The organism is Ruegeria sp. CK3, from assembly GCF_056536565.1.
In genome coordinates this window covers 1-26,102 of record NZ_JBQFPV010000008.1, presented here as the reverse complement: position 1 = coordinate 26,102, position 26,102 = coordinate 1, and the positions used below count along the sequence as shown (strand labels likewise).

The 26,102-nt window shown below is 59.0% G+C and carries 24 protein-coding genes and 1 tRNA gene; 17 read left to right on the top strand and 8 right to left on the bottom strand.

Going from position 1 to position 26,102, the window contains the following annotated elements:
* Positions 1 to 14: 14 nt before the first annotated feature.
* Together ACR0C3_RS12910 and ACR0C3_RS12905 are read right to left on the bottom strand one after the other, a co-directional pair.
* The gene (locus tag ACR0C3_RS12910; protein WP_480758811.1) at positions 15 to 989 is read right to left on the bottom strand and encodes an isopenicillin N synthase family dioxygenase; all 975 of its coding nucleotides are present in this window, start codon (positions 987 to 989) and stop codon (positions 15 to 17) included.
* Complete coding sequence (locus ACR0C3_RS12905) at positions 989 to 2,353, bottom strand: FAD-dependent oxidoreductase (protein WP_480758810.1); 1,365 nt, start codon at positions 2,351 to 2,353, stop codon at positions 989 to 991. The genes ACR0C3_RS12910 and ACR0C3_RS12905 overlap by 1 nt, the downstream gene beginning before the upstream one ends.
* Positions 2,354 to 2,521: 168 nt before the next feature.
* Here ACR0C3_RS12905 and proS point away from each other — a divergent pair, with 168 nt between their 5' ends.
* Both proS and ACR0C3_RS12895 read left to right on the top strand, forming a co-directional pair.
* Positions 2,522 to 3,862: a proline--tRNA ligase gene (gene proS / locus ACR0C3_RS12900; RefSeq protein WP_480758809.1), complete on the top strand. Its 1,341-nt coding sequence runs from the start codon at positions 2,522 to 2,524 to the stop codon at positions 3,860 to 3,862.
* Positions 3,846 to 4,727, top strand: coding sequence for a glycosyltransferase family 2 protein (locus ACR0C3_RS12895; protein ID WP_480758808.1), 882 nt, complete (start codon positions 3,846 to 3,848; stop codon positions 4,725 to 4,727). The genes proS and ACR0C3_RS12895 overlap by 17 nt, the downstream gene beginning before the upstream one ends.
* On the opposite strand, the gene ACR0C3_RS12890 is transcribed toward ACR0C3_RS12895, so the two are convergent.
* Positions 4,724 to 5,080 carry a hypothetical protein gene (locus tag ACR0C3_RS12890; protein ID WP_480758807.1) on the bottom strand — a complete coding sequence of 119 codons (357 nt, stop codon included), beginning with the start codon at positions 5,078 to 5,080 and terminating at the stop codon, positions 4,724 to 4,726. The genes ACR0C3_RS12895 and ACR0C3_RS12890 overlap by 4 nt on opposite strands.
* A gap of 241 nt (positions 5,081 to 5,321) precedes the next feature.
* Here ACR0C3_RS12890 and ACR0C3_RS12885 point away from each other — a divergent pair, with 241 nt between their 5' ends.
* The 3 genes from ACR0C3_RS12885 (at position 5,322) to ACR0C3_RS12875 (ending at position 8,452) form a co-directional block, all read left to right on the top strand.
* The gene (locus ACR0C3_RS12885; protein ID WP_480758805.1) at positions 5,322 to 6,398 is read left to right on the top strand and encodes a DUF6492 family protein; all 1,077 of its coding nucleotides are present in this window, start codon (positions 5,322 to 5,324) and stop codon (positions 6,396 to 6,398) included.
* A gap of 79 nt (positions 6,399 to 6,477) precedes the next feature.
* Complete coding sequence (locus tag ACR0C3_RS12880; protein ID WP_480758804.1) at positions 6,478 to 7,773, top strand: lipoprotein-releasing ABC transporter permease subunit; 1,296 nt, start codon at positions 6,478 to 6,480, stop codon at positions 7,771 to 7,773.
* On the top strand, positions 7,766 to 8,452 hold the full coding sequence (locus ACR0C3_RS12875) for an ABC transporter ATP-binding protein (protein WP_480758803.1): 687 nt from the start codon (positions 7,766 to 7,768) through the stop codon (positions 8,450 to 8,452). Before ACR0C3_RS12880 ends, ACR0C3_RS12875 begins: the two co-directional genes overlap by 8 nt.
* On the opposite strand, the gene ACR0C3_RS12870 is transcribed toward ACR0C3_RS12875, so the two are convergent.
* Entirely contained in the window at positions 8,436 to 8,873 is a 438-nt protein-coding gene (locus ACR0C3_RS12870; RefSeq protein ID WP_480758802.1) for a DMT family transporter, read from the bottom strand. The two genes, ACR0C3_RS12875 and ACR0C3_RS12870, sit on opposite strands and share 17 nt — an antisense overlap.
* A 98-nt stretch (positions 8,874 to 8,971) precedes the next feature.
* On the opposite strand from ACR0C3_RS12870, the gene ACR0C3_RS12865 reads away from it, so the two are divergent.
* Positions 8,972 to 9,376 (top strand): c-type cytochrome, encoded by a 405-nt coding sequence (locus ACR0C3_RS12865; RefSeq protein WP_480758801.1) that lies wholly within the window; start codon positions 8,972 to 8,974, stop codon positions 9,374 to 9,376.
* A 4-nt stretch (positions 9,377 to 9,380) separates the two neighbouring features.
* Here ACR0C3_RS12865 and ACR0C3_RS12860 read toward each other — a convergent pair whose 3' ends face one another.
* A complete protein-coding gene (locus ACR0C3_RS12860; RefSeq protein WP_480758800.1) occupies positions 9,381 to 10,067 on the bottom strand; it encodes a hypothetical protein in 687 nt (228 codons plus the stop codon).
* A gap of 141 nt (positions 10,068 to 10,208) precedes the next feature.
* Between ACR0C3_RS12860 and ACR0C3_RS12855 the strand changes: the two genes are divergently transcribed.
* From ACR0C3_RS12855 to ACR0C3_RS12835, 5 genes are all read left to right on the top strand, one after another.
* Positions 10,209 to 10,874, top strand: a complete 666-nt coding sequence (locus tag ACR0C3_RS12855; RefSeq protein ID WP_480758799.1) for an NnrU family protein — start codon at positions 10,209 to 10,211, stop codon at positions 10,872 to 10,874.
* Positions 10,875 to 10,944: 70 nt separating this feature from the next.
* A complete protein-coding gene (locus ACR0C3_RS12850) occupies positions 10,945 to 11,466 on the top strand; it encodes a DUF2478 domain-containing protein (protein WP_480758798.1) in 522 nt (173 codons plus the stop codon).
* Positions 11,467 to 11,554: 88 nt separating this feature from the next.
* Complete coding sequence (locus ACR0C3_RS12845; protein WP_480758796.1) at positions 11,555 to 12,802, top strand: D-arabinono-1,4-lactone oxidase; 1,248 nt, start codon at positions 11,555 to 11,557, stop codon at positions 12,800 to 12,802.
* Positions 12,799 to 13,917: an alanine racemase gene (locus ACR0C3_RS12840; protein WP_480758795.1), complete on the top strand. Its 1,119-nt coding sequence runs from the start codon at positions 12,799 to 12,801 to the stop codon at positions 13,915 to 13,917. The genes ACR0C3_RS12845 and ACR0C3_RS12840 overlap by 4 nt, the downstream gene beginning before the upstream one ends.
* Before the next feature lie 120 nt (positions 13,918 to 14,037).
* Positions 14,038 to 14,123: transfer RNA gene (locus tag ACR0C3_RS12835), tRNA-Leu, on the top strand.
* A gap of 11 nt (positions 14,124 to 14,134) precedes the next feature.
* Here ACR0C3_RS12835 and ACR0C3_RS12830 read toward each other — a convergent pair.
* Together ACR0C3_RS12830 and ACR0C3_RS12825 are read right to left on the bottom strand one after the other, a co-directional pair.
* Complete coding sequence (locus tag ACR0C3_RS12830) at positions 14,135 to 14,650, bottom strand: hypothetical protein (RefSeq protein WP_170691295.1); 516 nt, start codon at positions 14,648 to 14,650, stop codon at positions 14,135 to 14,137.
* Complete coding sequence (locus ACR0C3_RS12825) at positions 14,625 to 15,410, bottom strand: response regulator transcription factor (protein WP_480758793.1); 786 nt, start codon at positions 15,408 to 15,410, stop codon at positions 14,625 to 14,627. The genes ACR0C3_RS12830 and ACR0C3_RS12825 overlap by 26 nt, the downstream gene beginning before the upstream one ends.
* Positions 15,411 to 15,979: 569 nt before the next feature.
* Between ACR0C3_RS12825 and ACR0C3_RS12820 the strand changes: the two genes are divergently transcribed.
* The 5 genes from ACR0C3_RS12820 (at position 15,980) to ACR0C3_RS12800 (ending at position 24,687) form a co-directional block, all read left to right on the top strand.
* Positions 15,980 to 18,562 carry a hypothetical protein gene (locus ACR0C3_RS12820; RefSeq protein ID WP_170554455.1) on the top strand — a complete coding sequence of 861 codons (2,583 nt, stop codon included), beginning with the start codon at positions 15,980 to 15,982 and terminating at the stop codon, positions 18,560 to 18,562.
* Between the two features lie 132 nt (positions 18,563 to 18,694).
* Positions 18,695 to 20,626: a type I secretion protein gene (locus tag ACR0C3_RS12815; protein ID WP_480758792.1), complete on the top strand. Its 1,932-nt coding sequence runs from the start codon at positions 18,695 to 18,697 to the stop codon at positions 20,624 to 20,626.
* A gap of 38 nt (positions 20,627 to 20,664) precedes the next feature.
* A complete protein-coding gene (locus tag ACR0C3_RS12810) occupies positions 20,665 to 22,881 on the top strand; it encodes a type I secretion system permease/ATPase (RefSeq protein WP_480758791.1) in 2,217 nt (738 codons plus the stop codon).
* A gap of 2 nt (positions 22,882 to 22,883) precedes the next feature.
* Positions 22,884 to 24,236 (top strand): HlyD family type I secretion periplasmic adaptor subunit, encoded by a 1,353-nt coding sequence (locus ACR0C3_RS12805; protein WP_170378100.1) that lies wholly within the window; start codon positions 22,884 to 22,886, stop codon positions 24,234 to 24,236.
* A gap of 73 nt (positions 24,237 to 24,309) precedes the next feature.
* A complete protein-coding gene (locus ACR0C3_RS12800; protein WP_480758790.1) occupies positions 24,310 to 24,687 on the top strand; it encodes a rhodanese-like domain-containing protein in 378 nt (125 codons plus the stop codon).
* 9 nt (positions 24,688 to 24,696) lie between these two features.
* Here the strand turns inward: ACR0C3_RS12800 and ACR0C3_RS12795 are convergent, their stop codons facing one another.
* On the bottom strand, positions 24,697 to 25,455 hold the full coding sequence (locus tag ACR0C3_RS12795; RefSeq protein ID WP_170691305.1) for an alpha/beta fold hydrolase: 759 nt from the start codon (positions 25,453 to 25,455) through the stop codon (positions 24,697 to 24,699).
* Positions 25,456 to 25,544: 89 nt separating this feature from the next.
* Here ACR0C3_RS12795 and ACR0C3_RS12790 point away from each other — a divergent pair, with 89 nt between their 5' ends.
* Entirely contained in the window at positions 25,545 to 25,919 is a 375-nt protein-coding gene (locus ACR0C3_RS12790) for a hypothetical protein (RefSeq protein WP_480758788.1), read from the top strand.
* Positions 25,920 to 26,102: the final 183 nt, after the last annotated feature.

The following is a 26,102-nucleotide window of genomic DNA, read 5'->3' as shown; positions in this document are numbered from 1 at the left end:
TCGGTTTCTGCGTATCAGTCGGTCAGCGTGCCCAGTTCCGGAGTATCCCCTGTCGCGGTCTCGTCCGGCCAGTTGGTGCGCCAGATTTCAGCGGACCAATGGCCGCAATGCACGGCGGGGCGATCAAAGCCGGGCAGGGCGGGTAGCAGAGGCTCAACAACAACATCATGGCGCGGAACGGCGAAATAGGGGAACGAGTACCGCTCGCGCCCCGACCGATTGACCACGCGGTGCGGCGTGGATTTCAATCGACCACCCGACCACAGTTCCAGCATGTCGCCGATATTGACGACGAAGCCTCCGGGCGGGCAGTCGGGTGTGATCCAGTCTCCGGTGCGGGTTTGTACCTCCAGCCCTCCGACGGGATCGGGGGCGATGATGGTCAGGGCATCCGTATCCTTGTGCGGGTGGATGCCATAGCCGCCCTCATTCGGTGCCTGCGGAGGGTAGTGCAGCAGGGTCATGTTGGTCATCGGATCGCGGAACGCGTCGCGCAATTGGCGTTCCGGCAAGTCCAGCCCGGTTTCGAGCGCTGCGAGCAGAAGGTCTGCCACGTCGTCCAGCATCGACCAGTAGGTCAGTATGACATCGCGCGACCCCGGTACTTCGACTGGCCAGATGTTTGGGCCGTACAGCCCGCAGTCCTGACGGATCGCAGCATCAGCGTCGACTTCGTGATGCAGCTTGTAGCCTTCGTATTTGTCGGCTTTGCCCGAGCCGTCATTTGGCGTGAAGAACCCCATTGGGATAAACCCGCGATAGTTCTCGCGGGTGATGGCTTGTTGCCATTTAGAGGCCTCTTCGACCGCAAAGATCGCGCGCGCCATAGCGCGCACCGCGTCAACATTTGCCTGGGGAATGCCAGTGCCCGTGATGGACAGAAATCCGATCTCCGTGCAGGCTTCCATGATCTGCTGCACGGTTTGGTCCCGGTCGGGATGCGTGGCGTCGCGCAGAGGGCTGAGGTCGATTGTCGGAATGTAGTCCATCAGTGAATCCTGACGCCTTGTCGGTCCAATTCAGCGTGGACCGGGGCTAGGTTCATGCTGTGCAGCTCCTGATTGCTTTTCAATGACAAGGCCGCCGCAATGCCGGCCCCTTGTCCCATGACCGCGCAGCACGCCATGTTGCGCGTGGCCGCATGGGCCACCTTGTCGGCCCCGTGCGAACGTCCGGCAACCAAAAGCCCCTTGATCCCTTTGGGCAGCATCGAGCGGTAGGGCACCTGCATATAGCGGCCAGTGGTTGGCAGGATCAGGATGCCGTAGCCGTCGATAAACTCGGGATAAATGCCTATTGTGTCCTCGAACCGGCCCTGATGGCGCGCGTCCTCTTCGGTCATGTTGTAGACCGCGTCGATCTTGCGCGTGTCGCGGATGCCGATGGTCATCCCGAAATTCCGCAGCCGAGCGTTTTCGCAACCGGGCATGAAGCGACGCAGCGCCTCGATGGCGAGCATGGATTGACGCCGGCCTTCGATCTCACCCTTTGTGAGGCTGTCAGGGTCGGTGCCGTCGATTTCAGCCAGATGGATGAGGTTCATATAGGTAAGCTCACCCGTGTCGTGCATCGCACCCCAGGTGCCTGCGATCGTGTTCAGATGAGGCGGGATCAACCCCTCATCAATTGCCTGCTGGAAAGGCTTGTGAACGAAAGGCGAGAACATGTCGTCCTCTTTGCCCGAGGTTTCGATGTTCCACTCGCCACCGCCACCCCAGTCTTTATAGGTCTGCGGGTCGGCTTTGACTCCTTCCATAAAGGCGCGTTTGTCGACACCGGCCAAGTGGAACATGACCGAGGCGGCCATCATTTCCTCGCGTGCGGTCTTGTGGGTGGGGGCACCCGCTCGGTGGGCGACATCTGCGTCTCCGGTCGCGTCTATTACGACCTTGGCCAGAATTGCCTCGCGCCCGGCTTTGGATTCGGTGATGATGCCGGTGATCCGGTCCCCCTCCATGATCGGGGCCACGAACTGACGGTGCAGCATCGGATGCACACCCGCTTCTTCGACCAACTTGTCGGCCACTAGCTTGAACCCTTCGCTGTCCAGCTCATAGCTGAGCGACTGGCTTTCCGGCACTGCGGCGCCCATGTCTTTCGCTCGGGTCTCGAACTCCATGCCGATACCACCAGCCTCGACCGTTTGTTCGTGGCGATACCAGGCGAATCCTTCGACCCCCACGGCGGTGATATTTCCACCCATGCAGCCGAAACGATCAACGAGCGACACTTCGGCCCCCGCTCGTGCAGCAGCCAAGGCTGCCGCCAGCCCGGCGGGGCCGGAGCCGACGACCAGAACATCTGTCTGGTGAACAACAGGGATTTGACGGGCGGGTTCCGAGATTGTCTGCATCGGTGCCTCATGATTTTACATTTCCGTCACACTTTATGTTCCTGATTGGCGGGTCAATAAAAAATGCGACGGACCTGAGGTCGCAAAATCACCAATGGCCGATTGCCCCCGGCGGGGGTTTGGCATAATCACCTTGAAAAGCTCAAATCCACCTTTGAAGGTCACCCAATGCGCCTTAGCCGTTACTTTCTGCCCGTTCTCAAGGAAAACCCCTCCGAGGCCCAGATCGTCAGCCACCGGCTGATGCTGCGCGCCGGGATGATCAAGCAGGCTGCTGCCGGGATCTATTCCTGGCTGCCGTTGGGCTTCAAAGTCCTGCGCAAGCTTGAAAACATTGTACATGAGGAACAGGCGCGGGCAGGCCATATCGCGATCCAGATGCCAATCCTGCAATCGGCGGACCTGTGGCGCGAGTCCGGCCGCTATGATGACTACGGCCAAGAGATGCTGCGGATGCAGGACCGCCATGGTCGCGACATGCTGTATACGCCGACGGCTGAGGAGCTGGTGACCGACATCTTCCGTGGCCATGTCAGCAGCTACAAGGACCTGCCGCTGACCCTCTATCAAATCCAGTGGAAATTCCGCGATGAAATCCGCCCGCGTTTCGGCGTGATGCGGGGGCGCGAATTCTACATGAAGGATGGCTACAATTTCGACCTGACCAAGGAAGACGCGCTGCACGCATATAACCGCCATCTGGTGAGCTACCTGCGCACTTACGAACGCATGGGCCTGCAGGCGATCCCGATGCGTGCAGATTCTGGCCCGATTGGTGGCGATGACACCCACGAATTCCTCGTACTGGCCGAAACCGGCGAGTCCGAGGTCTTCTATGACAGCGCCGTCACCGACCTGACCTTCGGCGACCGTCAGATCGATTACGATGACCGCGCGCAATGTCAGGCGATCTTGGAGGAGTTCACCTCAAAATACGCGCGCACGGACGAAACCCACGATGAGGCGCTGTTCAACCAGATCCCTGAAGAGCGCCGCCGCGTGGCGCGCGGGATCGAAGTGGGTCAGATCTTCTACTTCGGCACCAAGTATTCAGAAGCCATGGGCGCGACCGTTCAAGGCCCCGATGGCAAGCCGACCCCGGTTCACATGGGCAGCCACGGTATTGGTGTCAGCCGCCTGATCGGCGCGATCATCGAGGCCAGCCACGATGGCAAAGGCATCATCTGGCCCGAGGGTGTGACGCCGTTCCATTGCGGTATTGTCAACTTGAAGCAAGGTGATGAAGAGGCGGATGCTGCTTGTGACAAGCTCTATGGCGCCCTGACCGCTCTGGGTCTTGAGCCGCTTTACGACGACCGTAATGAGCGGGCAGGGGGCAAGTTCGCCACCATGGACCTGATCGGCTTGCCATGGCGCATCACTGTCGGACCGCGCGGCCTGAAAAACGGTGTGGTCGAGCTGACCTGCCGCCGCACAGGCGAAAGTGAAGAGCTGAGCCCCGAAGCCGCCGTCACCAAAATCGCCGGGATTTATGAGCAGATCGCCTGATCCGCTCATCTCGGTCATCACCGCGACCTACAACCTGCTGTCTCAAGGGCGGCAGGACAGTTTCAAAGGCGTTGTTGATTGCATGCAGCGCCAAAATTGCGCACGGGCCGAGCATATCATTCAAGACGGGGCCTCAACCGACGGCACCGTCGCTCTGCTGCACGAGTTGACCGAAGGGATGCCGCGCACGACTGTGATCAGTGAACCGGATGGCGGTTTGTATGACGCGATGAACAAGGGCGCGCAGGCGGCAAAGGGTGAGTACCTTTTGTTCCTGAACTCAGACGACTCGTTGGCCTCGGATGATATTCTCAACCAAGCCGTAGAGCGGCTGGAGGCGACCAAGCCTGACTTCCTATATGGCTCAACGCTGCGCCGCTATAAGGATGGCGGCGAAACGATGGAAAAGCGGATGTCGCTGAAAGCCATTCTGCAGCGCATGCCGTTCTGCCACAACTCGGTTTTCATTCGTCGTGATGTGTTTCAGGCGCTGGGCGGGCACGATAGCCAGTTCCGTATTGCTGCCGACTATGACCTGATGCTGCGCCTGATTGGCTCGGGCTATCAGGGTGAGCGTATGGATGAGCCGATCTCACTATTCTGGGATCGTGGCGCGACCAGTGATCAGGATGCGACCGGCAAGGATTACGCTCGGGTCTGGATGAACTACTACGCGGGATTCAAATCCGCAAAAGCCCTCAGTCTGGATGATTTCGCCGGGTTCTATCAACGCGGGCACATGCCTGCTCGTCTGATCTGGGAGCTGTTACGGCGACCCGAAACACCCGAGCCGATCAAGACCGCCGCGCGCCACAGTCTGGCAAAAACCCTGCGCCGGTCCGTTCAATTCTGGCGTAGCTACTAGGCCCGTACGATCGGACGCGCAGTCAGAATGTCTCCGTCTGCATCGTTCCCGCGGGCCACAACGATCGGACGCCCCATGCGACGTACCAGCTCCCGAAGCTCAAAGCCCAGAAACCGGATCCCGCAGATGCGTGCGCCGGTGTCGCGGTCGGTTACGCAAAGACGCCCTTCGCGAAAGGCAAGGCGATAGCCTTTGTCCCTCAGGACCTCGGCCAAATTGTTCCAGCTAACTGCGCTTGCAAAGATCGGACGGATCGCCGCACGAAGCAGTGCCGCAGTCTCACAATCCAAATCTGATGAAGGTTTGTGGGCCAAAATCGGGCCCGTCCCAAGTGTATTATTTTGAATATTCATGAGCGACCCCCGCTCTTTCAAATGTGTTCCCCCAAAGTCAGGGTGACAAAGTTTCTGATATTAAGCAAAAAGCGAAATAAAATTGCTTAATTGTTGTGGCATTTTGAGTTCAGTGCCTCACACAATGCCGATATTGACTTCATAGCTGAAACAATAGCGGCCTGTCTGTGAAGGTCGTCACAACCTCTGGTGTAACCAATTGGCGGGTAAGACTACTTTTACCCTGCCAAAGAACCAGCAAGTGATTCGTTTCGATCTTGAGGCAGTGCAATTTGACCTCGGCAGATTTGCTGATAGACGAGGGCACGCCCCAGAGAAAGGCCGCAGGTTCGTGCTGAGTTTCGCCACTATTGTCTATTCAAAGGATTATCCGCTGCTGAGGCTTCAGGCGATGTCTATGGCCCGGTTTGTTGCACCGGATCAGGTTGCCTCGATCCATGTCGTTCTGAACGATGTAGATGAGGCCGGGTTGGCAGCGAAGATCGAACCGATACTTCAGCACTATGGCCCGCTGCGTCCTAAAGTGCGGATTCTGAAGGGCGAACAGGTGTTGCTGGACGAGGGGCACACTGCTCGACGACCGCTAAATGATCGGATCTTGATCGAAAACCGTTATCGCTTTCCCCTGATCCGCAAAGGTGGATGGAGAGGCAACAATGGTTACCGCATGCAGCAGGTGCTGAAACTGGGCGTGGCGCGGGTGGCAGAGGCCGAGAACATCGTCATTCTCGACACCAAGAACCTGTTCCTGCGGTCGTTCGAAGAAGGCGAGTTCTTCTCCCTCCAAGGACCAGCCCGCATTCAGTTCATGCCAGTTCACAGCGACTATCACCGCAAATGGTTGCTCCAGAGCCTTGAAGCTTTGGGTGTTGAACAAACGCTGACGGACGACCTGCGTACCACGACGTTTTCAACGCCCTTTCCGGTACGCCGGACGCTGATCCTTTCGCTGCTTGATGAGATCAATACACGCTACGGCTCGGTTCAGGCGCTTTTCGCGTCTAAACGGCGGCCATCGGAGTTCATGTTGATGAACGCGTTCTGTCTGAAGTCACGTGATGGCTATGCGCCCTGGTTCGAACCCGCTGACCCTGCGCATATTGGGATGTGGCCGACTTATTCCACGGATGAACTGGCTAAGCTGGTCGCGCGGCTGCAGGACGACAGATCGCTGACCCTCGGGCTGCACAACAGGGCGGTTGCAAACTTACCAGAGGATTTGCGCGGGCAAGTCTATGCGGCCCTTGAAACGCGCGGCATCTGCGATCGCCAGGTGACGAAGGAGGTTCTGCAGCAAACTTCCGCGCTTTCGAGCTGACCCATAAGGACAAGCGGCTTGACCCTCGGGCGAAATGCCGAAAGGGTCGCGCCAAACCAGAAAATAACCCGGAGCAGGCATGGCCAAAACACCCCCGCCTTTCGCCCCTTTTGAATGGAAGATCGCCTGGCGCTACCTGCGCGCGCGTCGGGCCGAGGGTGGCGTCAGCGTGATGACCTGGATCTCGCTGATCGGGATCACGCTGGCTGTTTTTGCTCTGATTGCGACCCTAGCGGTGCGCTCGGGGTTCCGGGCTGAATTCGTTGGCACCATTCTGGGGGCTAACGCACATGTGACGGTCTATTCCTCGGGTGAGATCGACGCGCAGGGACGGGTTGACCGGACCATTGCAGATTTTGAGGAGCGTACTGCGCGTTTGGCGCAGGTTCCCGGCGTTGAACGGGTCGCCCCCTTGGTCAAAGGGCAGGTGCTGATCACCAATCGCGACCGCAGCAGTGGGGTTCAGGTCTTCGGGATGCGACCGGACGATCTGCGCGATTTGCCGGGTATTGCGGAAAGTGAGGAAGCGGTTGGCGATCTGGCTCAGTTCCAGACGGGTGAAGACGTCATCGCCATCGGCTCCGGCGTAGCACGCAGCATTGGCGCCACGGTTGGCGACACCGTCAAGCTGACCTCGCCCAACGGGGTCAAGACGGCCTTTGGAACCTCACCACGGGTAAACGCCTATCGCGTTGTCTACGTGTTCTCGGCCGGGCGCTACGATATCGACCGCACGCGGGTCTACATGCCGTTCTCGCAGGCGCAGAGTTTTTTCAATCGTGAGGGCGTCGCCGACGAGATCGAGGTCATGGTCGAACGCCCCGAAAACCTCGATCCAATCCTAATTCCGATCCTTGAGGCCGCAGGTGAGCGCAGCCAAATCTGGACGTGGCAGGATGCCTCGGGCGGGTTCTTGAGGGCACTGGAGGTCGAGGACAACGTGATGTTCATCATCCTGTCGATCCTTGTCCTCATTGCGGCGATGAACATCGTCTCGGGCCTGATCATGCTGGTCAAAAACAAGGGCCGAGACATCGGTATCCTGCGTACCATTGGTCTCAGCGAGGGCTCGGTCCTGCGGGTGTTTTTCATCTGCGGCGCTTTCACGGGCATCATCGGCACGGTCATGGGTGTGATCCTGGGTTGCCTGTTCGCGCTTTATATCGACCCCATCTTTTCGTTTGTGAACTACGCCATGGGCGGCGGTGTCTGGGATCCGTCCATTCGTGGGATCTACGCCTTGCCCGCCGAACTTCACCTCAGTGACGTACTCAAGGCGATTGGCCTGTCTCTGGGCCTGTCTTTCCTCGTCACCTATTTCCCTGCCCGCCGCGCCGCGCGGCTGAACCCGGTTGAGGCGCTGCGCTATGAATGATGTGAGCTTGCGGCTGAACGGCCTGACGAAAACCTACCTGCAGGGCACTCCGGGTGAGGTGCAGGTTTTGCGCGGGATTGATCTGGAGTTGCAGCCGGGGGAGGCCGTCGCGCTTGTTGCGCCATCGGGTGCGGGCAAGTCGACCCTTTTGCATATCGCCGGGCTGCTGGACACGCCGGACAGCGGCAACGTTGAGATTGCGGGTCAGGATCTTGCAGGAAAAGGCGACCGCACGCGCACCTCTGTGCGGCGTCAGGATGTCGGGTTCGTCTACCAGTTCCACCATCTGCTGCCCGAGTTCACAGCGTTGGAGAACATCACCCTGCCACAACTCGCCAACGGTGTGTCCGAGCGGGATGCGCAGGACAGGGCGATGTCCCTGTTGGACCGCGTCGGTGTCGCCCAACGCGCCGATCACCGTCCAGCGGCGCTGTCCGGGGGCGAGCAGCAACGGGTTGCGTTCTGTCGCGCTCTGGCCAACGCACCGCGCGTTCTGCTGGCGGATGAACCGACAGGTAACCTTGACCCGGATACATCGGATCAAGTGTTCGAGGCTCTGATGACCCTGGTTCGCGACCAGGGCCTGTCGGCGCTGATCGCCACGCATAATCTGGACCTGGCTGCACGGATGGACCGGATTGTCAGGTTGGAAGGTGGAGTGCTCAAGCCAGTTGAGTGATCGCCACTCCAATCGCCATCACCGCTATCCCACCCGCGCGCATCAGGGTAAGTGGTGTGACCTGCGCGCCGAACAGGCCGAAATGGTCGATGGCGGCAGTGCTGATCAATTGTCCCAATAGGACAAAGAACACAGCATTGCCGACGCCGAAATGCGGCGCGACATGGGTGATTGACAGGACGTAGAAAGCGATCAGAACGCCCGCCAGCAACAGGTGTTTTGGGGCTTGCGCCACTTTTGACAGCGCCTCAGAACCGGGAAAGACCATCATCACCAGCGCGGAAGACCCGAAGGCGATGGCAAACAGGATCACAGCCGCTGTGGTTGGCGAGCCGATAAGCTTGCCGAGCGCCGCGTTCAAAGCTGCAAGGATTGGGACTCCGATCCCGGCGGCCAACATGATGGCTGCGTATTGTGTCATAGCCCGAACCCTCTTTACCCGTATTCGTTGATCTGGATCATTGCGCCAAGCCGCGCAGCGGGCAAGCCTGTTGACAGCAATTGTGGTAGGAGGATGCGATGATCACAAAGCTTTGTTTTGCAACGGCGTCAGCTCTGATTGCCATGTCTGCCCCCGTCTCGGCGCAGGATGCGGAGAAAGGCGCCGAGCTTTACCAGTACTATTGCGCCACCTGCCATGGGATTGATGCGACCGGCCATGGGCCGATGGCCGGAGTGCTTGTCATTCAGCCGACCAACCTGAAGACACTGGCAAATGCAGATGGTGTTTTCCCTACGGCCCGCGTGGTGGGGCGGATTGACGGGCGTGATCCGTTGGTGAGCCACGGCAGTCCGATGCCAGTTTATGGCCCGTATTTCGAAGGGCAGGACACCGCGATCGAAACGCCCGATGGGCAACCGATACTGACCAGCCAGCCCATTGTCGATCTGGTGGAATATCTGAAAACCTTGCAGGACGGCTAAGCGTTCAGCTGCAAATGCCTTCTATCTTTGCCTCGCTCCATGGGATTGCGATGTCACGCTCGCGGCCGGTCTGTGGCAACGGGGACAGATCGAAATGTTCGCCCAGCATATCGTGCAACCGTTTGGTGCGCTGCGCCTGAGGGTCCAGTGCGCGGCAGCAAACGTATTCCTCGACAATCGCGCCCTGCTGTTCGAACCCGTAGGACAGGAAATCGGGTGAGGTTTCCAGATCGAACAGATACGGATCTTTGCGCCCGCCATGTTCCGCTGCGGCGCGCAAGGGGTGATAGCCTGTGGTCTCGCGGTTCTGCCATTGCCAGATATGGGTCAGTTCGTGCGCCAGCAGCATCGCGGCGATCAGGTTCATCTCTTCTGGATAGTCGGACATGTAGTCCTCAAGATACCAATCGCGCGCGAAATAGACTTTGTTGAACAAGGCAACGGCGGCCGGTTTTCCGGTGACTACCCCAGCCTCGACAGGGGGCAGGATGCTTTCCCGGCAGGCCTCACGCGGTCGGGCTTCGCGGAAATAGGTAACCGGCACGACAGGCGCCCCTTTTACCAGCCGAACGCTATCCAGATCCAACGTCGTGCCCTGCACCGCGCTTGCAAAGCCACGCTCCTGCTCGGTCAGGGGACGCCCGCAGGAGGACAGAAGCAAAAGGAGCAAAAAAAGAATGCGCAAGGCCATGAGATCAACCCTAGAGCTTCACTTGCGTTGCGCAAGCCGATTTCACGTAGACGTTGCCGGGCCGCAGCCGGTACTTGATTCAGCGCAAGACCAAATCGGCACGATACCGCTACACGAGTCTAAACATCTATCGGAGAGTCCATGTCCAGTTGGGTGCCATTCATATCGGCTTTGACAGCGTTTTTCCTAAGTCACGCCATTCCCGCGCGGGCACCGGTGCGGGCCAGATTGATCACGGTTTTGGGGCAAAGCGGGTATCTGCTGGCGTATTCGCTGTTGTCTCTCATTGTCCTTGCATGGCTGATCGTGGCCGCAGCGAACGCACCCTATGTCGAGGTCATCCCCCCGTGGCCGGTGCTGCGCTGGGTGCCGATGGTCGTGATGCCGGTTGTGTGCTGGCTGGCTGTGGCCGGACTGACCATCACCAACCCGTTTTCCTTTGGTGGGCTTGGAATGGCGGCTTTTGATCCGGACCGCCCCGGTATTCTGCGCACCACCCGCCATCCGCTTCTGGCGGCGCTGATGCTGTGGGCCGGGGCGCACCTTCTGGCGAATGGCAGTTTGTCTCATGTGATCCTATTTGGCCTGTTCGCCGGTTTTGCCGCACTGGGCATGGCGCTGATCGACCGCCGCACGACCCGGTCTTTGGGAGCAGATTGGCCGCAGCTATCGCGTAATACGGCGCGGTTTTCGCTGCGCGCGCCCTCACCGTGGCCGCCCCTTCACGTGTGGCTTGCCTCGTTTGCCGTCTTTGCCGTTCTGATCGGTTTGCACGGTGCTGTGATCGGTGTCTCTCCACTTCCGTGAAGCAAGGAGTGGTCGACCCGCGAGTACCGTGCTATCTGATACGCTGAAGTTTGACTTACGAGGTCCAAAAATGCATCTGGCCTATGTTACCACCACCGATCGCGGCGCGACCGACCGCTTGTTAAGCGCCGTCGCCGCACACCTGCTGGCGCGTGGTGCCAAACTGGCGGGGGTCGTGCAGACCAACACGGAATGCACCGATAGCAGCAAATGCGATATGGATGTGCAGGTACTACCCGATGGCGAGACCATCCGTATCTCGCAATCCTTAGGCGAGCATGCGCGCGGCTGCCGTCTGGACCCTGCGGCGCTCGAGCAGGCTGTGGGACAGGTCACGGCAACGCTTGCAAATGACCCGCAGTTGATGATCATCAACAAATTCGGCAAGCATGAGGCCGACGGGCGCGGTTTCCGTCCTGTCATCGCCGAGGCGCTGGCGCAGGACATCCCCGTTTTGCTGGGCGTCAACGGGTTGAATGATGAGAAGTTTCAGGCCTTCACGGGCGGCGCGGCAGAACAGCTATCCCCGGATCTTGAGGCGATTGTCAGCTGGTTCGAAAAGGTCTCAGCCCAGCGGGCGGATGCCGCCTGAAGGCAGCCTCACGTAGCGTAATGCACTGATATCCTGACTTGTTTGGCGGTGCCTTGGCTGCAATCCTCGTTCAGGGAGGATGATAGGCATGTGGACAAACTGGGCCGGGAACGAAACCGCCACCGTTCCGATTGCGCGCCCTTTGGGGTTGGATCAGCTGCGGGCAGCGGTTGCGGAACCTGAAAACCTGCGGGTCGTCGGGGCCGGGCATTCCTTTACCCCAATCGTAGGTGGCGCCGAGCGGATATTGGATCTGTCACAGTTGCATTTGCCTACGGTTGGGCCGGTGAAAGATGGGCAGGTCTGGGTCAATGCTAACGCGCGTCTGCGTGATCTTTCGCCCGCTTTGGCCGAGCAGGGTGTGGCGTTTCGCAATCTGGGTGACATCAACACGCAGTCTTTGGCCGGGGCTGCATCCACGGCCACCCACGGCACTGGGCGCACTCTGCCCTGTCTTGCGGCCGAGATTACAGATGCCAAGTTCATCGGTGCGACCGGGGATATACTGACCACCTCGCAAATCCCGCTGGAGATGGCGCAGGTGACGCTGGGCCTATTGGGTATTCTGACCGAGGCGCGGATCAATGTCGTGCCGAAATACAATCTGCGCCGTCAAGTCACGCTGACCGATCTGCCGGATGTCTTGGCCAACATGCATCAGAATTGGGCCGAGAACCGAAATTTTGAGTTCTTCTACATCCCCTTCACCGGCAAAGCGGTCGAACTACGCCACGCGCTCACCGATGCCCCCGAAAGCAAAGCACCGCGCGATCTGGATATGCTGGCGGTCAAGGTACTGAAACTTGCCCGCAACGCGGGACGCTTAAGTCCCGGTCTGCGCAAGCTGCTGCTGAGCCTGCTTACGCTGGCCCAATCGGATGAGGATTACGTCGGCGAAAGCTGGCGGGTGCTGTGCAGCGACAGACATATTCGGTTCAAGGAGATGGAGTATCATCTGCCAGCTGACGTTGCCGGTGATGTGTTGGCCGAGGTCTTTCGCCGTTTGGAGCGTGACCACAAGGACATCTATTTCCCGATCGAAGTGCGCCAGACGGCAGGTGACACGGCCTGCCTGTCGCCGTTTCAGGGTGGCCCACGGATCTCGATCGCGCTGCACACGGATGCGGGCGAAGATCACAGCCGCTATTTTAACGCGCTGGAGCCGCTGTTTCTTGAGGCCGGAGGGCGCCCGCATTGGGGCAAAATGCACAGTCTTTCATACAAAGACTTGTCCGGCCTGTACCCGGATTTCGACCAGTTCTGCGCTCTGCGTGAGGAATTGGATCCGCAGGGCAAATTCCTGACGCCCGCCTTGGCTCGGTTGTTCCGGCCATGAGCGATCCCTACTTCACCCAACTATCAGAGACTCTGCGCACCCACGGGGTCGACCAGCCGGTCGTCGCAATAGATCTGGACCGGGTCGAGGCAAATTGCCGGACGGCTCGGGCCGTAGCTGACCCCGGACTGGACCGGCGCTTGGTCGCAAAATCCCTGCCTTGCTTACCGTTGCTGAATCACATCCGCGGGCTGATCCCCAGCTCAGGCCTGATGAGCTTCTCCGAACCGATGCTAATGGAGCTACTGCAAGCGGAACAAGACACGAACCATCTGATCGGAAAACCGCTGCCCGTCACCTCTGCCGCGCGTGTTTTGCAGACCTGCCCGGACGCGGCAGATCGGGTGCAATGGCTGATTGACACCCCAGAACGCCTGCGCGAGTATCTGGCTTTGGCGGAGACAAGCCAAACGGCTCTGCGTTTGTCGCTTGAGGTGGATATCGGCCTGCATCGCGGTGGGTTGAAGGTGGATCAGGTTGCCGAACTCGCGCGAGCTATCTCGGCGCATCCAAACGCTCGTTTAAGCGGGCTTATGGGGTATGAGGCGCATTTGGCGAAGCTGCCCGGTGTCCTGAAGTCGCGGGCAACGAAGGCCAGCGCCAAAGCGTTTGAACATGCCGTGGCTGCGTTGCCAGAAGGCGCGGGGTATTGCTTGAACACCGGCGGTAGCTTGACCTTTCAGAGCTACCGCGCACCTGGCCCAGCCACCGAGGTTGCGTTTGGATCGATCCTCCTGAAGCCATCCGATTTCGACCACGCGAGCACCATTGGCTTTAAACCGGCGGCGTTTCTGGCCAGCCCTGTTCTCAAGTCCATGCACGCGAACCCGTTGCCCGGATTGGAGTTCCTGCCCCAGCGCAAAACCCATATCGCGATCTTCGGAGGGTATTTCCCCGGCCAACCCGTTCACCCCGGCGGGTTCACCTATTCCTCGGTCTTCGGGCGGTCGAGCAATCAGGAGGTTTGGACCGGCCGCTCTAGCCATGCCGTCAAACCCGGTGACATCGCGTTGATCCGACCGAGCCAGAGCGAGGCTGTTCTGAACTTGTTCGGATCGGTTTTGGCGGTGCGAGAGGGGCAGGTGATCGCGGAATGGCCATGCTTGCCGAATTGACTCCGATAGCACAGCGATACTTGTGCAATTTTTCGACCGTTTTTCAGCGCGAAGCGCATTGAATTCGCAAGGCTATGGGCGTAGGTCTCAACGCGTGCCGACCGCGTGTCGACACAGCTTGCCCGCGTGGTGGAATGGTAGACACAAGAGACTTAAAATCTCTGGGCCGGAAGGCCGTGCCGGTTCGAGTCCGGCCGCGGGTACCACACACAGCTCCTTAGACCGGGTAGTCGAGCCTTGTGATCAGCTGCCAGATATCTCGGTTCAGAGTGGACAGGTCTTCGACAACCTGTTCGATCTCGCGCAGGGCCTCACCATCTAGAGTATCCGTGCGACCCATTTTGATGTCTGTTTTCCGGTCCGCAATGCGCATCAGAATGGTCTTGGGGTTGCCGCTTTCTGGGTCAAACGAATAAATGCAGTGATTGAACCGGTTGCGAATGCCGGATAGTTTCCCAAGCCGTTTTGTGTGCTCCAGGATCGGGTCCCGAATGCCCTCGGGGCGGCCATCCATTTTCGCGAGCCGCTCAACCAGATCAATCCGGGCGCGGGTCGTGTTCAGGGTCAGAAAGATGATAACGGCAGAGTCTTTGCTGGTTCCAGCCAGACCGGCAATCAGGTGGATCAACAGGCTTTCGGTGTTGGTCCACATATAATTTAACCGCCCCACCAAAAGGATAAGCCGGTCAAACCGTTCTTCCACGAGATCAGCCAACACGGGGGCTTTGCGCATCAAAAGGCGCAACCTCGAAATAGAAGTGAGCGGCGGCGGTCCGGTTGCTGACCCCGATTTTGCCGACCACATTGTGCATATGCAACTTGACGGTATGTTCCGTTATCCCCAACCCGGCGGCAATGACCTTGTTGCTCTGACCTTGAGACACCAACCTGAGGACTTCTTTTTCCCGTTTTGTCAGCCTGCCGAAGAGTTCAACCTGTTGTGTGTCGGCGGGCTTGGGCGTTACAGATGATGCCGGTGCCTTGCAGGGGTTCGCTTGGGGGCCCGCGACACAATCCGCGAGGAAGCTGGGCAGGTGAAGCTGCTCATGCATCAGCAGCCTCAAGATTGATCGCCACACGTCAGGGGCGACGTTCATAGGCAGAAAGCCGATCTCGCCGTACCGGCCGCGATCCCAGCGTTCAAACAGATGCCGTGCTGCGGCGTCCTTGCGATAAGAAAACGCGAGGCATCCAAACGGAACCTGTGCCGCGTATTTACTTGGCCGTTCCAGCAGATCCTCCAGCATGACCTGATCTACGACGAGAACGCGGCTAGCCTTTGCTTTGGTAGATGTTAGGTCGTCCAGTGAATCGAAACGAGATGCGCGAACGTCAAACTCGTTCTGGACGCTTCTGAGGGTTTGATTGGAGAGAAAAAGCTCTCGACCAATGAAGTGAATTGAAAGGTCTTCGGTCTTGATATTCTGGTAGGCGTAGCCTCGCTCAGACGAGTCAATCATTACTGTCCCCCCCACTAAAAAACCGAACTGCAATTCGCAGTTTTTCACACAAGTAATTCGGGCAGTTCGAAAGCCGAAATAGTCTTAAAAATATAGACTTATTGTAGATGAAATGAAGGGGGTCAGCAACCGGATATTCGGATTTGATACTTGGTCCTAGAACCATTGATTAGGGTTGTGTTCCGGTGATTTCGGGTAAGTAGAGGGAATTCAAAGGCTTCTTTCGTCTAGGCCCAATCGGTAGGGTTTTAGGTCGGGTAATTTAACGAAAACTCCGACCACTCCCGCAATATCCCCGGATATCAACAGGCTAGCCGTTCTAGAGCTTTTCGATAGCTAGGCAGCTTTGTCAAAGGCTGCGACGCTTCCCCTACTTCAGATTGCGAAGGTTTTTCCTTTAACGCCCGCTTTTCGCGCATTTTCGCGAATCTCTTTTCAGCGGGGACGTCGGCTTAGCCGGGAAAGGAGGTGCAGAAAGCTCGGAACCAACAGACCGCAGGGTTATGCGTTCAGGCATACCGCGCGGATTTTTGTTTCAACCGCACGAGTAACCACCTTTGAGATGAATGGTGGTCAGGTGCGCCAATAGAGTGGAAAGCAATATGTCTGACCGTAGAATTCTATCCCCAGTCACAACCGTCGAAGAAATTGATGTTGAAGATATGGACCCGGTCGTTGAAGACCCGGGTGTTGAAGATCCTGAATTGGAGATGGCTGAAAACGCCCAACAGCAGCAACAGCAACAACAACAGTCTGTCGACAACACAAACGGCGGTGACGACAGCAACACCAATGGTGGCAACGACAGTAACACCAATGGCGGAAACGACAGCAACACGAACGGTGGTAATGACAGCAACACCAATGGTGGTAACGACAGCAATACCGTTCGCGACAATGGCAACAGCACCAATGACAACGTGAACCGGGTCGATATCGACTTTGGTGAAGGCGAGTGGATTCCGCGCGACGATGACAAGGTCGACGTGGACATCGGCGACGATGCCTCGACCGGTGACGTGATCACGGCCGGAGACGACGTGAACTATGATCCCGGTGACGATCTGAATCTGGATATTTCGTTGAACGGCGAAGGCAATGACATGGCCTCGTTCAACAACCAGTATGCCAGCCTGACGGACAATGACACGCTGAACGGTGCGACCGTGTCCAACTCCGGTACCTTCGAACAGAATGGTGATGCCAATGGCGGCACCGCGACTGCAGAAGAGGGTATCGACACATCGTCCGATGGTGGAGCGTCTGGCAGCGGTGGCACCAGCCATGGCGGTGATGCGTGGGGTGATACCCATGGCAGCACTTCGATGGCCCTCGGTGGCCACTCCGGAGATGCGAACGGCGCGGCAACCGGTGGAGCGGGCGCAAGCTCGGGCGAAGCGAATAACGGCAGCATCGGTCTAGGCCTGTCAGGGGCGCAGTCGGATGGTGACGGTACTGGCGCCGCTGGCGGCAACGCCAACAGCACCTCGAACGCGACGAACTCCGGAACGTCCAGTGCAAGCAGCTCTGGCGATGGTGGAGAAGGCGGCGCGGCTGGATCTCTGGGTCTTGGTGTTGGTCTTGGTCTGTCCGGGTCGAACGCGAGCGGCAATGCGGATGGCGGCGACAATACCTCCGATTCGATGGGAACTGGCCTTGGTCTGGCGGGCACTGATGCGTCTGCACAAGGCTCGAACGCTGGCGACGGCAATGCACAATCCAGCGGTAGTGCCGACAACACAAGCTCTGGCAGCAACCAGGCCAACGGCGCGACCGCTGGCAGCAACAATGCTGCTGGGATCGCGGGTGCTGGCGCTATGGGGGCCAATGACGCAGATGGCGGCAATGGTCCGGGCGGTAGCGGCTCCGGTGGTACTGGGACTGGTGGTAATGGGCCGGGTGGTGACGGGACCGGCGGTAACGGACCGGGCGGATCCGGCACTGGTGGTGACGGACCGGGTGGTTCGGGCACCGGTGGTAACGGACCAGGCGGCACAGGTTCCGGCGGTAATGGTCCGGGTGGTGCTGGCCCAGGTGGCACAGGCTCTGGCGGAGCCTCTGGAACAGCCGAGGGCGCACTTTCTGCGCTGAACCAGCAGAATCTTGGTCTTGGTCTGAATCTGGCCGATCCTGATCCGACAACGGGCGGTGGCGGCACAGCCGGAGATGCAACTGGAACCGGTGGCGCCGGATCTGGCGGAGCAGGCTCTGGCGGCAATGGCCCCGGTGGCGCAGGCTCTGGCGGCAACGGTCCGGGCGGCACAGGTGCCGGCGGCAATGGTCCTGGCGGTGCGGGTTCGGGCGGCAATGGTCCGGGCGGTGCAGGCACTGGTGGCACAGGCATGGGCGGGAATGGTCCCGGCGGTGCAGGTGCTGGTGGTGCAGGCGGTGGCCGCGTTGACACAAGTTCGGACGCGCAAGGCGTTGGCGACCAGTCTGCGACAGGTCCTGACATCTCGCAAAGCCCGGGTGATGTGACCGGTGCGACCAACAACCTGCAAACTCCGGATGGATCGGGCGGCGCCGGTGGCAGCAATGCGACCGATGGCACGGCCGAAGCAACCGGAACTGGTGAATCGACTGCCGAAGGTACTGGCGGCGCAGGTGGCATGACCTCGCCCACATCGAGCTCGGCCGGTAGTGGCGCTGGATCTGCGGATGCGACCAACACAGCTGGCGATGGTGGTGACAACGAGGTGTTTGCAGAAGCTGACACCGATGGAACCGCTGACAGTCTGGCCGAAGCGATTGCCGGATATGGCGGTGCAGGGTCGGCTGACAATGATGCGACCTCAACCGGTACCGGCAGCGCGACAGGTTCGGCCATGTCCGGTGATGGCGGCTATGGTGGAGCGGCCACAGCGGCTGGCGGCACCAGCGGCGCGGTCATGGGAAGCTCGACCGGCGGCATGACAAACGGTGCAACCAATACCGGTGGCGAGGCCTCGGGCGCCAATTCTGGCGCAGGTGGTGCAGGCGGAAACGCCGGTACCTGGGGCTCTGACAACGGTGGCGATGGCATCGTGAACGGCGAATCCTATGCCTCGGCTGCGGCTGTTGTGGATACGGCGGCGTTCAACCAGTCGATCGTCATGGGCGCAAACGTCCTTGGTAACTCGGTCGATACGACCATGGTGGGCGGCTCGATGACGTCATCCTACGCCAGCGACGATACCGAGGTCTAAGACCCGTTTCGGGCTCTGCCATTTTCAGAGCCCGAGCTTTTTTCAAAACCGCCGGGGGCGCGCCACGTGGCCCCGGCTTAGCAAACCCAAAGCGGAAATTTTCGGCCGTAGCGGGTGACAAGGAACCTTAATATGTCCCTCGACAGTATTACTGAAACGATTGCACATTTTGTTGGAACTTTTGAGCTGACAATCGAACAAGGACGATTGAGAGACCAGTATGAAGAGTTCACCGCGCTGCGGCGGAAAGTCGAACTTGAAGATCTGTCAGACCCCACAAGAATTGAGGTCAAGGCCACGTTGAAGGCCGATCCGGGTAACTATGCCCCGATCCCTTTCAAATTCAACACACCTCCGGCCGAGTTGCCGCCACCACCCCCGGCAAACGGCCCGAACTATGAGACAAACATTTTCCTCGACCCACCAGAGGGTCCTTCTGAGGCGGTGCGCGAGGCGGCATTGGGTCCGTCGGAAGCACCGCCTTTGATGCTGTTCCAGTTTCAGAACGAACTGATTGGATCAGCAGTCACCTACACGTTCCAGACACTGTTCCTGCGCGACAATGACGTCGTCGGAGAAGGGGAGTTCCGCGATGTCGACGCCCTGATCAGTGCAGGGCAGGACATGCTCGAGACCGCCCTGACATTCCATGCGGTGGCGGCGCCGTCCTTTGCGTTGGCCGACTATGCTTCGCTTGAACTGCTCTCTGAGATTGCCGAGCAGATTGTGAACCCGATGAACTCCGAGATCGAAGGTGTCACGGTTCACCAATTCCACGGCGAAGACGCCGTTGGTGTGATCATAAACGGCGAAAAGGTTGAAGAGGCTTTGGAATGGGACGACCTGCTTCCGGCCTATCACCAACCAGATGAGGAAACCGAAACGCCGGATATGCTGCCCGCAGAATGGGATCGCTCGGATGATGAAGAATTTGCCGACGGCCATATGGTCATCGCGGGCGGAAATCTTGCGGTCAACGAAGTGGCGGCAACGATTGCCTGGATTGATGCGCCCTACATAGCCGTAGGCGGCAAGGCGATGGATTTGACTGTGATCAGCCAGGTCGCTGTGATTTCCGATTGGGACCAGATCGAACAAGGCGGGAGCAGCGGAACCAAGGTGGTGCAGTCAGCCTCGGTCGGCGTTGAGGCGAAAGCCGCCTATTGGCTGAACCAGGCTGAGGGGGCCGAAGGACAACCCGCCTTTGCCTCGGTCGATTGGATCAGTGGCGATCTGGTCGTTGCGAATTTCATCAAGCAAGAGATCGACGCCACGGATATCGACCACATCCAGGCCGAAATCTCGGCCAGCACGACGCTTTATGCGATGGGCGACAATCAGATGGTCAATGTCACCGATATTGTCCAGCTGGGCAGCTACTATGATGTGATCATGATCGGCGGCAACATGATATCCGTCGATATGCTTTTCCAGACCAACGTGTTAATGGATGACGATATCGTATCGGGCGGCTCGATCTCGGCGCAGGGTGATGAAAACCTTGTCATGAACGAGGCCTCCGTTTCGAAAACGGGCGAGGACAGCCACAAGGTGCTGCACCAGGATATGGCCAATGCCATGGCGCTGGGTGAAGCAGACATGGACGCGCTTGAAGACGCATTGCTTAACGATCCCATGTTCGCTGGGATGGAGCAGATACGTGCCCTGAAAATTGAGGGCGATCTGCTACAGGTCAACATCATGGAACAGGTTACCATGCTGCTGGATCAGGACGATGTGCATGTGTCCGGGCCCAAGGCTGCCGAAACGGAAATCATCGCGGGCAGCAATGCCCTGCTGAATGCGGCAAATGTTGCCAAGGCCGGGGTCGACTCGGTGGTGATGGCGGCTGAGGAGACCTATTCGGACCTGCTTCTGCATCAGGCCAGCCTGTATGATGTGCCGGATCAGGAGGGCGTCTCGGATCTGACAAATGATGCCATCGCTGTGTTGATGGAAGAGGCCAATAGCGAACTGGCCAAGATCCACGAAACCGTCGCCAAACAAACAGCCCCGACCGAGCTGGCGGGCGCTGACGATGGCCTGCAGACCATGCTGGCCTGATTTCCTGTAATTTTAGCGAGTGACCGGAAGGTTAGTTTATGTCGATTGTGTTTTCGTCGCGCCGCTCCATCTGTTCCAGCCCTTTGGATCGAAATGGCGGCGTTGCCGTGTCCGAAGCGCCGCGTACCGAAAAGGGATCGAATACGCCGAAAGAACCCAAAGATTCAGCCCTGCTTCTGCTACATGATGCGCTGCGCGTCGATACGCCTGAAGCCTTGAAACACAAGGAGAAAGTAGCAGCTGAAAACTGTACTGCAGAACCGAAGAACACTCACCGCGCCGATTCTCCCCTTCGGCGCGAACAGCCGCAACCTTCGCAAGATACGACTCCTGAAGGTGGCGGCGCTGGGGTGGCCGAAACCGAGGCCTCTGATCCTGTTGACACCAATATACCCAAAGCGCGTAAGACCCCCTCTGCGCGCACAGATGGTGGGGATCGCATAGGCACTACGATTGAGGCCAAGGCAAACGAGCCGTTGCCGCCGACCAAATCTGGCGGTGGTGACGGCAATGGGCCACCCCACACCTTTCACAAGCGAACCCCGCCCGAGGATTTCCGGCGCACGTTGCGGGTCTCGATGCGCGCGATCTACCGCAATCTGGTGTTCGTTCTGGTGCTGACTTGTGCCACCAATATTCTGATCCTCGCCATTCCGATCTACCTTTTTCAGATCAGTGACCGGGTCCTGACCAGCCGATCCCTGGATACGCTGATCATGCTGACCACGATCGTTGCCGGAGCGGTGATTTTTCAGGCGGCCTTTGATGCGGTCCGTCGGTTCATGCTGATGCGCACGGCGGTCGAAGTGGCCGCGCGGCTGGGCGCCCCTGTGCTGAGTGCTGCGGCCCATGCCTCATTGCACGGCAACGGTCGCGAGTATCAGACCCTTGGGGATCTGCAGCAGGTGCGCGGGTTTTTGGTCTCGGGCACGCTGATCTCATTTCTGGATGTGCCCTTTGCACCGCTTTTCATCCTGATGATCTTCTTGGTACATCCACAACTTGGAATGATCGTGGTCGTGACGGCCCTACTGCTGATGACGATTGCCTTGATCAACCAGAAAACGACCGCCAAACCGTTTGCCGAGGCGAACAAAGCCCAGTCCATGGCGAACCAGCATCTGGATTCGATGTCGCGCAATAGCCAGATCATCAATGCGCTGGCGATGATTCCTGAGGCCGTTCGGATTTGGGGCCGCGACACCGCGCAATCTCTGACATGGCAGGTGCGTGCGCAGGATCGCAATGTGATCTTTGCTGCTATTTCGCGGGCCGTACGTCTGCTGACCCAGATCGCGATCCTTGGGTGGGGCGCATTTCTGGCCCTGCAAGGTGAGATCACCGGAGGCATGGTCATTGCAGCCTCGATTATCGCCGGGCGTGCATTTGCACCGATTGAAGGCTCGATTGAGGGGTGGAACGGCTTCCTTCTGACCCGCGGGGCTTACGGGCGGATCAACGCACTGCTGTCTAACTCCGCGCTTCAGTTCGAAAAGCTGCGTCTGCCGCGTCCCGAAGGGCGGCTGGATGTTGAACGCCTTCTCTATGTGCCGGGCGGGACCAAACGCGTCGTGCTGAACGGGATCACCTTCGCGCTCAATCCCGGTGAGACGCTGGCGATCATCGGCAATTCCGGCGCGGGCAAGACGACGCTGGGCAAGACGCTTGTGGGCTCGATCCTGCCGACCTCGGGCAGTGTGCGGCTGGACCTGATGGATATCCGCAACTGGGACCCGCGCCAGTTTGGTGAAAGCATCGGCTACCTGCCGCAGGACGTGCAGCTGTTCCCCGGCACCATCAAGGACAATATCGGCCGGATGCGAGAGGATGCGACGGACGAACAAATCCACGACGCTGCCGTTCTGGCCGATGTCCACAACATGATCGCAACCTTGCCGCAGGGTTATGAAACCGTGGTCGCCGCTGACGGATCGCCCCTGTCGGGCGGGCAGAAACAGCGTATTGCTTTGGCGCGCGCCTTCTTTGGCAACCCGCGTCTGGTGGTGTTGGACGAGCCGAACTCGAACCTCGACGTGGCGGGGGATCAGGCGCTGGCACGGGCGATTGCGCAGGCCAAAGACAGCAAGATCACAGTCGTAGTGATCACGCAAAAGCCAACACTTCTGAATGTGGTGGACAAGATCATGCTGCTGACCGACGGGCGCGTCGCCTTGTTCGGCCAGCGTGAACAGGTGCTGCAGCAACTGAATGCGCCACGAAAACAACCCGGCATTGAAGGCCAGCAGGGGGGCTGATCATGAACGATATCGTACCCGTCAACACGTCTCCTTCCGAGCCAACCGTCTGGTATTCCGAGGTTCCGCGCTCAATCAACCGTCTGATCGTGGTGGGGTTTGTGATGCTTGTCGTGTGTTTCGGTGGCTTCGGCGTCTGGGCCTTCAGCGCGCCGTTGGCGGCGGCCGTCATCGCGCAGGGCAGCTTTGTTGCCACCGGCCGCAACAAGATCGTCCAACACCTTGAGGGGGGGATAATCGAGGATATCAAAGTCTCGGAAGGTGAGGCCGTGCAGGCCGGTCAGGTCCTGATGACGCTGGATCAGACCTCGGCCGAGGCCAATGAGAGAGAGCTGTTTATCCGCAAAATCCGCCTGCAAGCCATGACCGAGCGATTGCTGGCGGAATATGGCGAGCGCGAAAAGCTCAACTTCTCCCCCGATCTGATCGAGGCATCAAATGATGTTGAGGTGATGACGATCCTCGATGGCCAACGTCTCAGCTTTGATGTCTCGCGCAAAACGCTGCTGAACGATGTCGCGCTTCTGGCGCGCAACATGGAGGCCTTAAGAATCCGCGCCAGCGGGTTTGAGGCTCAGTTGAAAAGCATGCAGAGACGCTCGGAGATCCTGCAAGAAGAGTTCGAGACAAAAGAAGCCTTGTTCGAAAAAGGATTGGTGCGCAAAGGCGATCTCAACACGATCCGCCGCGTTCAGGCCGAAGCCGATGGTCAGCAGGCCCGCCTGCAGGCCGAAGCCGCCGAGATCAACCAGATGCTGTTGAAATACGAGGAACAGATCTCACGCACCCGTTCCGCCTATCGTGAGGCCGCGCTGGACGAGTTGGGTGTGATCGAAGCCGACCTTGAAAGTGTGCGCGAGAAATCCCGACAAGCCCGCAGCGTTCTGGCCCGCGCGGTCGTGCGCGCGCCCGTCACTGGAACCGTCGTGCGCCTGCACTACCACACACCCGGCGGCGTGATCGAAACCGGCGAGCCCATCGCCGAGATCCTGCCCGCCGACGCTCCGCTGATCATCGAAGCGCAAATTCCCCGCACCGAGATCGACAGCGTCGTCACCGGACAGGACGCGACCGTGCGCCTGATTGCGCTCAATCAGCGCACAACCCCGGTTCTGAGCGGGCAGGTCTTCTATGTCTCAGCCGACGCGCTGGTCGAGGACTCCCAGGGCGTCCCGCAAGAGGTCTATTTGGCGCGCATCTCTCTAACACCTGAAGAGCTAAAACGTGTCAGGGGGTTTGTACCCACTCCGGGCATGCCGGCCGAGATCATGATCCAGACCGAAGAACGCACTTTTGCCGCCTATATCGCCAAACCAGTCTCAGACAGCATGTCTCGGGCATTTCGCGAGCAATAGTTTGATTTGGCTACACCAACCCGTCGTCGCATGCTAATCCTCGCATGTGTAGGCAAAATGGGGGGCGGTGTAAATGCCACTAACAGTGAAGGACATGATGGAGGCGGCCAATGCGGTGGTCGCGCGCATCGAAGTGGATCGGGCCAAGGCGCTGATCGAGGGCGGAGCGCTTCTGCTGGATGTCCGCGACATGGTCGAGCTTCAGCAGTCGGGTCGCGCAACCGGCGCGCATCACATCCCACGCGGCATGCTTGAGTTCCGTGCCGATGACACGCTGAAATCCCATGACCCCGAGCTGCGCAAAGACCGGGCTGTGATCCTCTACTGCGCTGCCGGAGGGCGCGCGGCGCTGGCAGGGAAGCTCCTTAGGGATATGGGCTATGACGAGGTCTATAACCTTGGCGGCCTGGCGGATTGGGTCAATGGCGGCGGCGACACCGAGTCCGCCTGAAGGCGCAGGTTATGCGTTCAGGAACGCCCGGACGGCGGCCTCAAATTCACGGGGCTTTTCGGCATGCAGCCAATGCCCGGCCCCGGGGATTTTGGCAAAACGCGCGGCGGGAAACAGAGTTTTGATCTTGTCGCGGTGTTCGGGCAGAACATAATCGGAATTGGCCCCGGCCAGAAACAGCGCTGGGCCGTCCCACTGGGCGTCCACCTCAGGGAACCCCATGATCTTGGGCATCTCGGACGCTAGGGCATCAAGGTTCAAAAGCCAGCGTTTCCCCTCGATATCCAGCGATTGGGTAAAGAAGCTCTGCAACGCCGGATCAACCCCTTGCTCTGCCAGCTGCTCCGCCGCGTCCGACCGGCGCGTAACCCGCGAGAAATCGACTGCGCGCATCGCCTCGATGAACTGGATCTGGCTATGGCTGTAGGTCACCGGCGCAATATCAGCGACCACCAGTTTGCGGACCAGACCTCCATGCTGCAAAGCCAGCATCATGGCCGCCTTGCCCCCCATCGAATGCCCCACCACATCGGCTGATCGACCAAGGCTATCGATCACTTCCGCCAGATCGGACGCGAGATCGGGATAGTCGTGCTGGTCGCTCCACAGGCTCTGCGAGTGGTTGCGCATGTCGACAGCAATCACCTGCCGCTCGTCGGAAAGACGCCGCGCGATGACGCCCCAGTTGCGGGCCGAGCCATAAAGCCCGTGTGCAATCAACAGAGGAGGGGTGTCCGTCGGGTCGCCATGGATGATCGTATTCAGCATAGTCTTGTGATACGCGCGACTGCACCGAACAACCAGCCCCATTGTCGCCCCAGTGCAGGGCGGTTAAGTTGTCCCGTCAGGAGGCGCAGATGACCCAGGAAACAGATATCCAGACCCAGATCGCGCAGACCATTCAGTTGCTGCGCAAGAAACTGGGGGTCAAGGACAAGACGCTGATCGCCTCGGTCCGCCGCGCCAAGCGGCGTTTGCCACGCAAAGTCTACAAGCAGGCCATGGTGTTGGCGCAGGCCGAGCAGATGGCAGAACATCCGAAACTGCGTCTGGTTCTGGACGGGCCGAAGCTTGAGAAAGCCTCGGATGAAGTGCAGAGCCATCTGAACGCTATCAATTTGGCGGACCGTCGATTGGGTTGGTTTCTGAGCTTTCTTGGCTCGGTCGCGTTGGGCCTGATCGCTTTGGCGGCATTGGCGATGATTGTGCTGCGCTGGCGCGGGTACATCTGACCAAAACGATATTGCAAATAAAAACGGCGCCATTTTTCTGGCGCCGTTTTCTTTTTCGGTTTCCGGTAAGAATTACAGGTTCGGATAGATCGGGAAGCGGGCGCAGAGGTCTGCGACTTCGGCTTTGACCTTGGCTTCGACCTCGGCATTGCCGTCTTCGCCATTGGCGGCGAGACCGTCGAC

Coding starts and splice junctions, on each gene's coding strand:
- ACR0C3_RS12790 (WP_480758788.1), top strand. CDS start 25,545: ATGACCCAGGAAACAGATATCCAGACCCAGATCGCGCAGACCATTCAG.
- ACR0C3_RS12860 (WP_480758800.1), bottom strand. CDS start 10,067: ATGGCCTTGCGCATTCTTTTTTTGCTCCTTTTGCTTCTGTCCTCCTGC.
- ACR0C3_RS12820 (WP_170554455.1), top strand. CDS start 15,980: ATGTCTGACCGTAGAATTCTATCCCCAGTCACAACCGTCGAAGAAATT.
- ACR0C3_RS12805 (WP_170378100.1), top strand. CDS start 22,884: ATGAACGATATCGTACCCGTCAACACGTCTCCTTCCGAGCCAACCGTC.
- ACR0C3_RS12875 (WP_480758803.1), top strand. CDS start 7,766: ATGAATGATGTGAGCTTGCGGCTGAACGGCCTGACGAAAACCTACCTG.
- ACR0C3_RS12870 (WP_480758802.1), bottom strand. CDS start 8,873: ATGACACAATACGCAGCCATCATGTTGGCCGCCGGGATCGGAGTCCCA.
- ACR0C3_RS12905 (WP_480758810.1), bottom strand. CDS start 2,353: ATGCAGACAATCTCGGAACCCGCCCGTCAAATCCCTGTTGTTCACCAG.
- ACR0C3_RS12880 (WP_480758804.1), top strand. CDS start 6,478: ATGGCCAAAACACCCCCGCCTTTCGCCCCTTTTGAATGGAAGATCGCC.
- ACR0C3_RS12795 (WP_170691305.1), bottom strand. CDS start 25,455: ATGCTGAATACGATCATCCATGGCGACCCGACGGACACCCCTCCTCTG.
- ACR0C3_RS12910 (WP_480758811.1), bottom strand. CDS start 989: ATGGACTACATTCCGACAATCGACCTCAGCCCTCTGCGCGACGCCACG.
- proS (WP_480758809.1), top strand. CDS start 2,522: ATGCGCCTTAGCCGTTACTTTCTGCCCGTTCTCAAGGAAAACCCCTCC.
- ACR0C3_RS12865 (WP_480758801.1), top strand. CDS start 8,972: ATGATCACAAAGCTTTGTTTTGCAACGGCGTCAGCTCTGATTGCCATG.
- ACR0C3_RS12830 (WP_170691295.1), bottom strand. CDS start 14,650: ATGCGCAAAGCCCCCGTGTTGGCTGATCTCGTGGAAGAACGGTTTGAC.
- ACR0C3_RS12895 (WP_480758808.1), top strand. CDS start 3,846: ATGAGCAGATCGCCTGATCCGCTCATCTCGGTCATCACCGCGACCTAC.
- ACR0C3_RS12890 (WP_480758807.1), bottom strand. CDS start 5,080: ATGAATATTCAAAATAATACACTTGGGACGGGCCCGATTTTGGCCCAC.
- ACR0C3_RS12840 (WP_480758795.1), top strand. CDS start 12,799: ATGAGCGATCCCTACTTCACCCAACTATCAGAGACTCTGCGCACCCAC.
- ACR0C3_RS12855 (WP_480758799.1), top strand. CDS start 10,209: ATGTCCAGTTGGGTGCCATTCATATCGGCTTTGACAGCGTTTTTCCTA.
- ACR0C3_RS12810 (WP_480758791.1), top strand. CDS start 20,665: ATGTCGATTGTGTTTTCGTCGCGCCGCTCCATCTGTTCCAGCCCTTTG.
- ACR0C3_RS12850 (WP_480758798.1), top strand. CDS start 10,945: ATGCATCTGGCCTATGTTACCACCACCGATCGCGGCGCGACCGACCGC.
- ACR0C3_RS12815 (WP_480758792.1), top strand. CDS start 18,695: ATGTCCCTCGACAGTATTACTGAAACGATTGCACATTTTGTTGGAACT.
- ACR0C3_RS12800 (WP_480758790.1), top strand. CDS start 24,310: ATGCCACTAACAGTGAAGGACATGATGGAGGCGGCCAATGCGGTGGTC.
- ACR0C3_RS12845 (WP_480758796.1), top strand. CDS start 11,555: ATGTGGACAAACTGGGCCGGGAACGAAACCGCCACCGTTCCGATTGCG.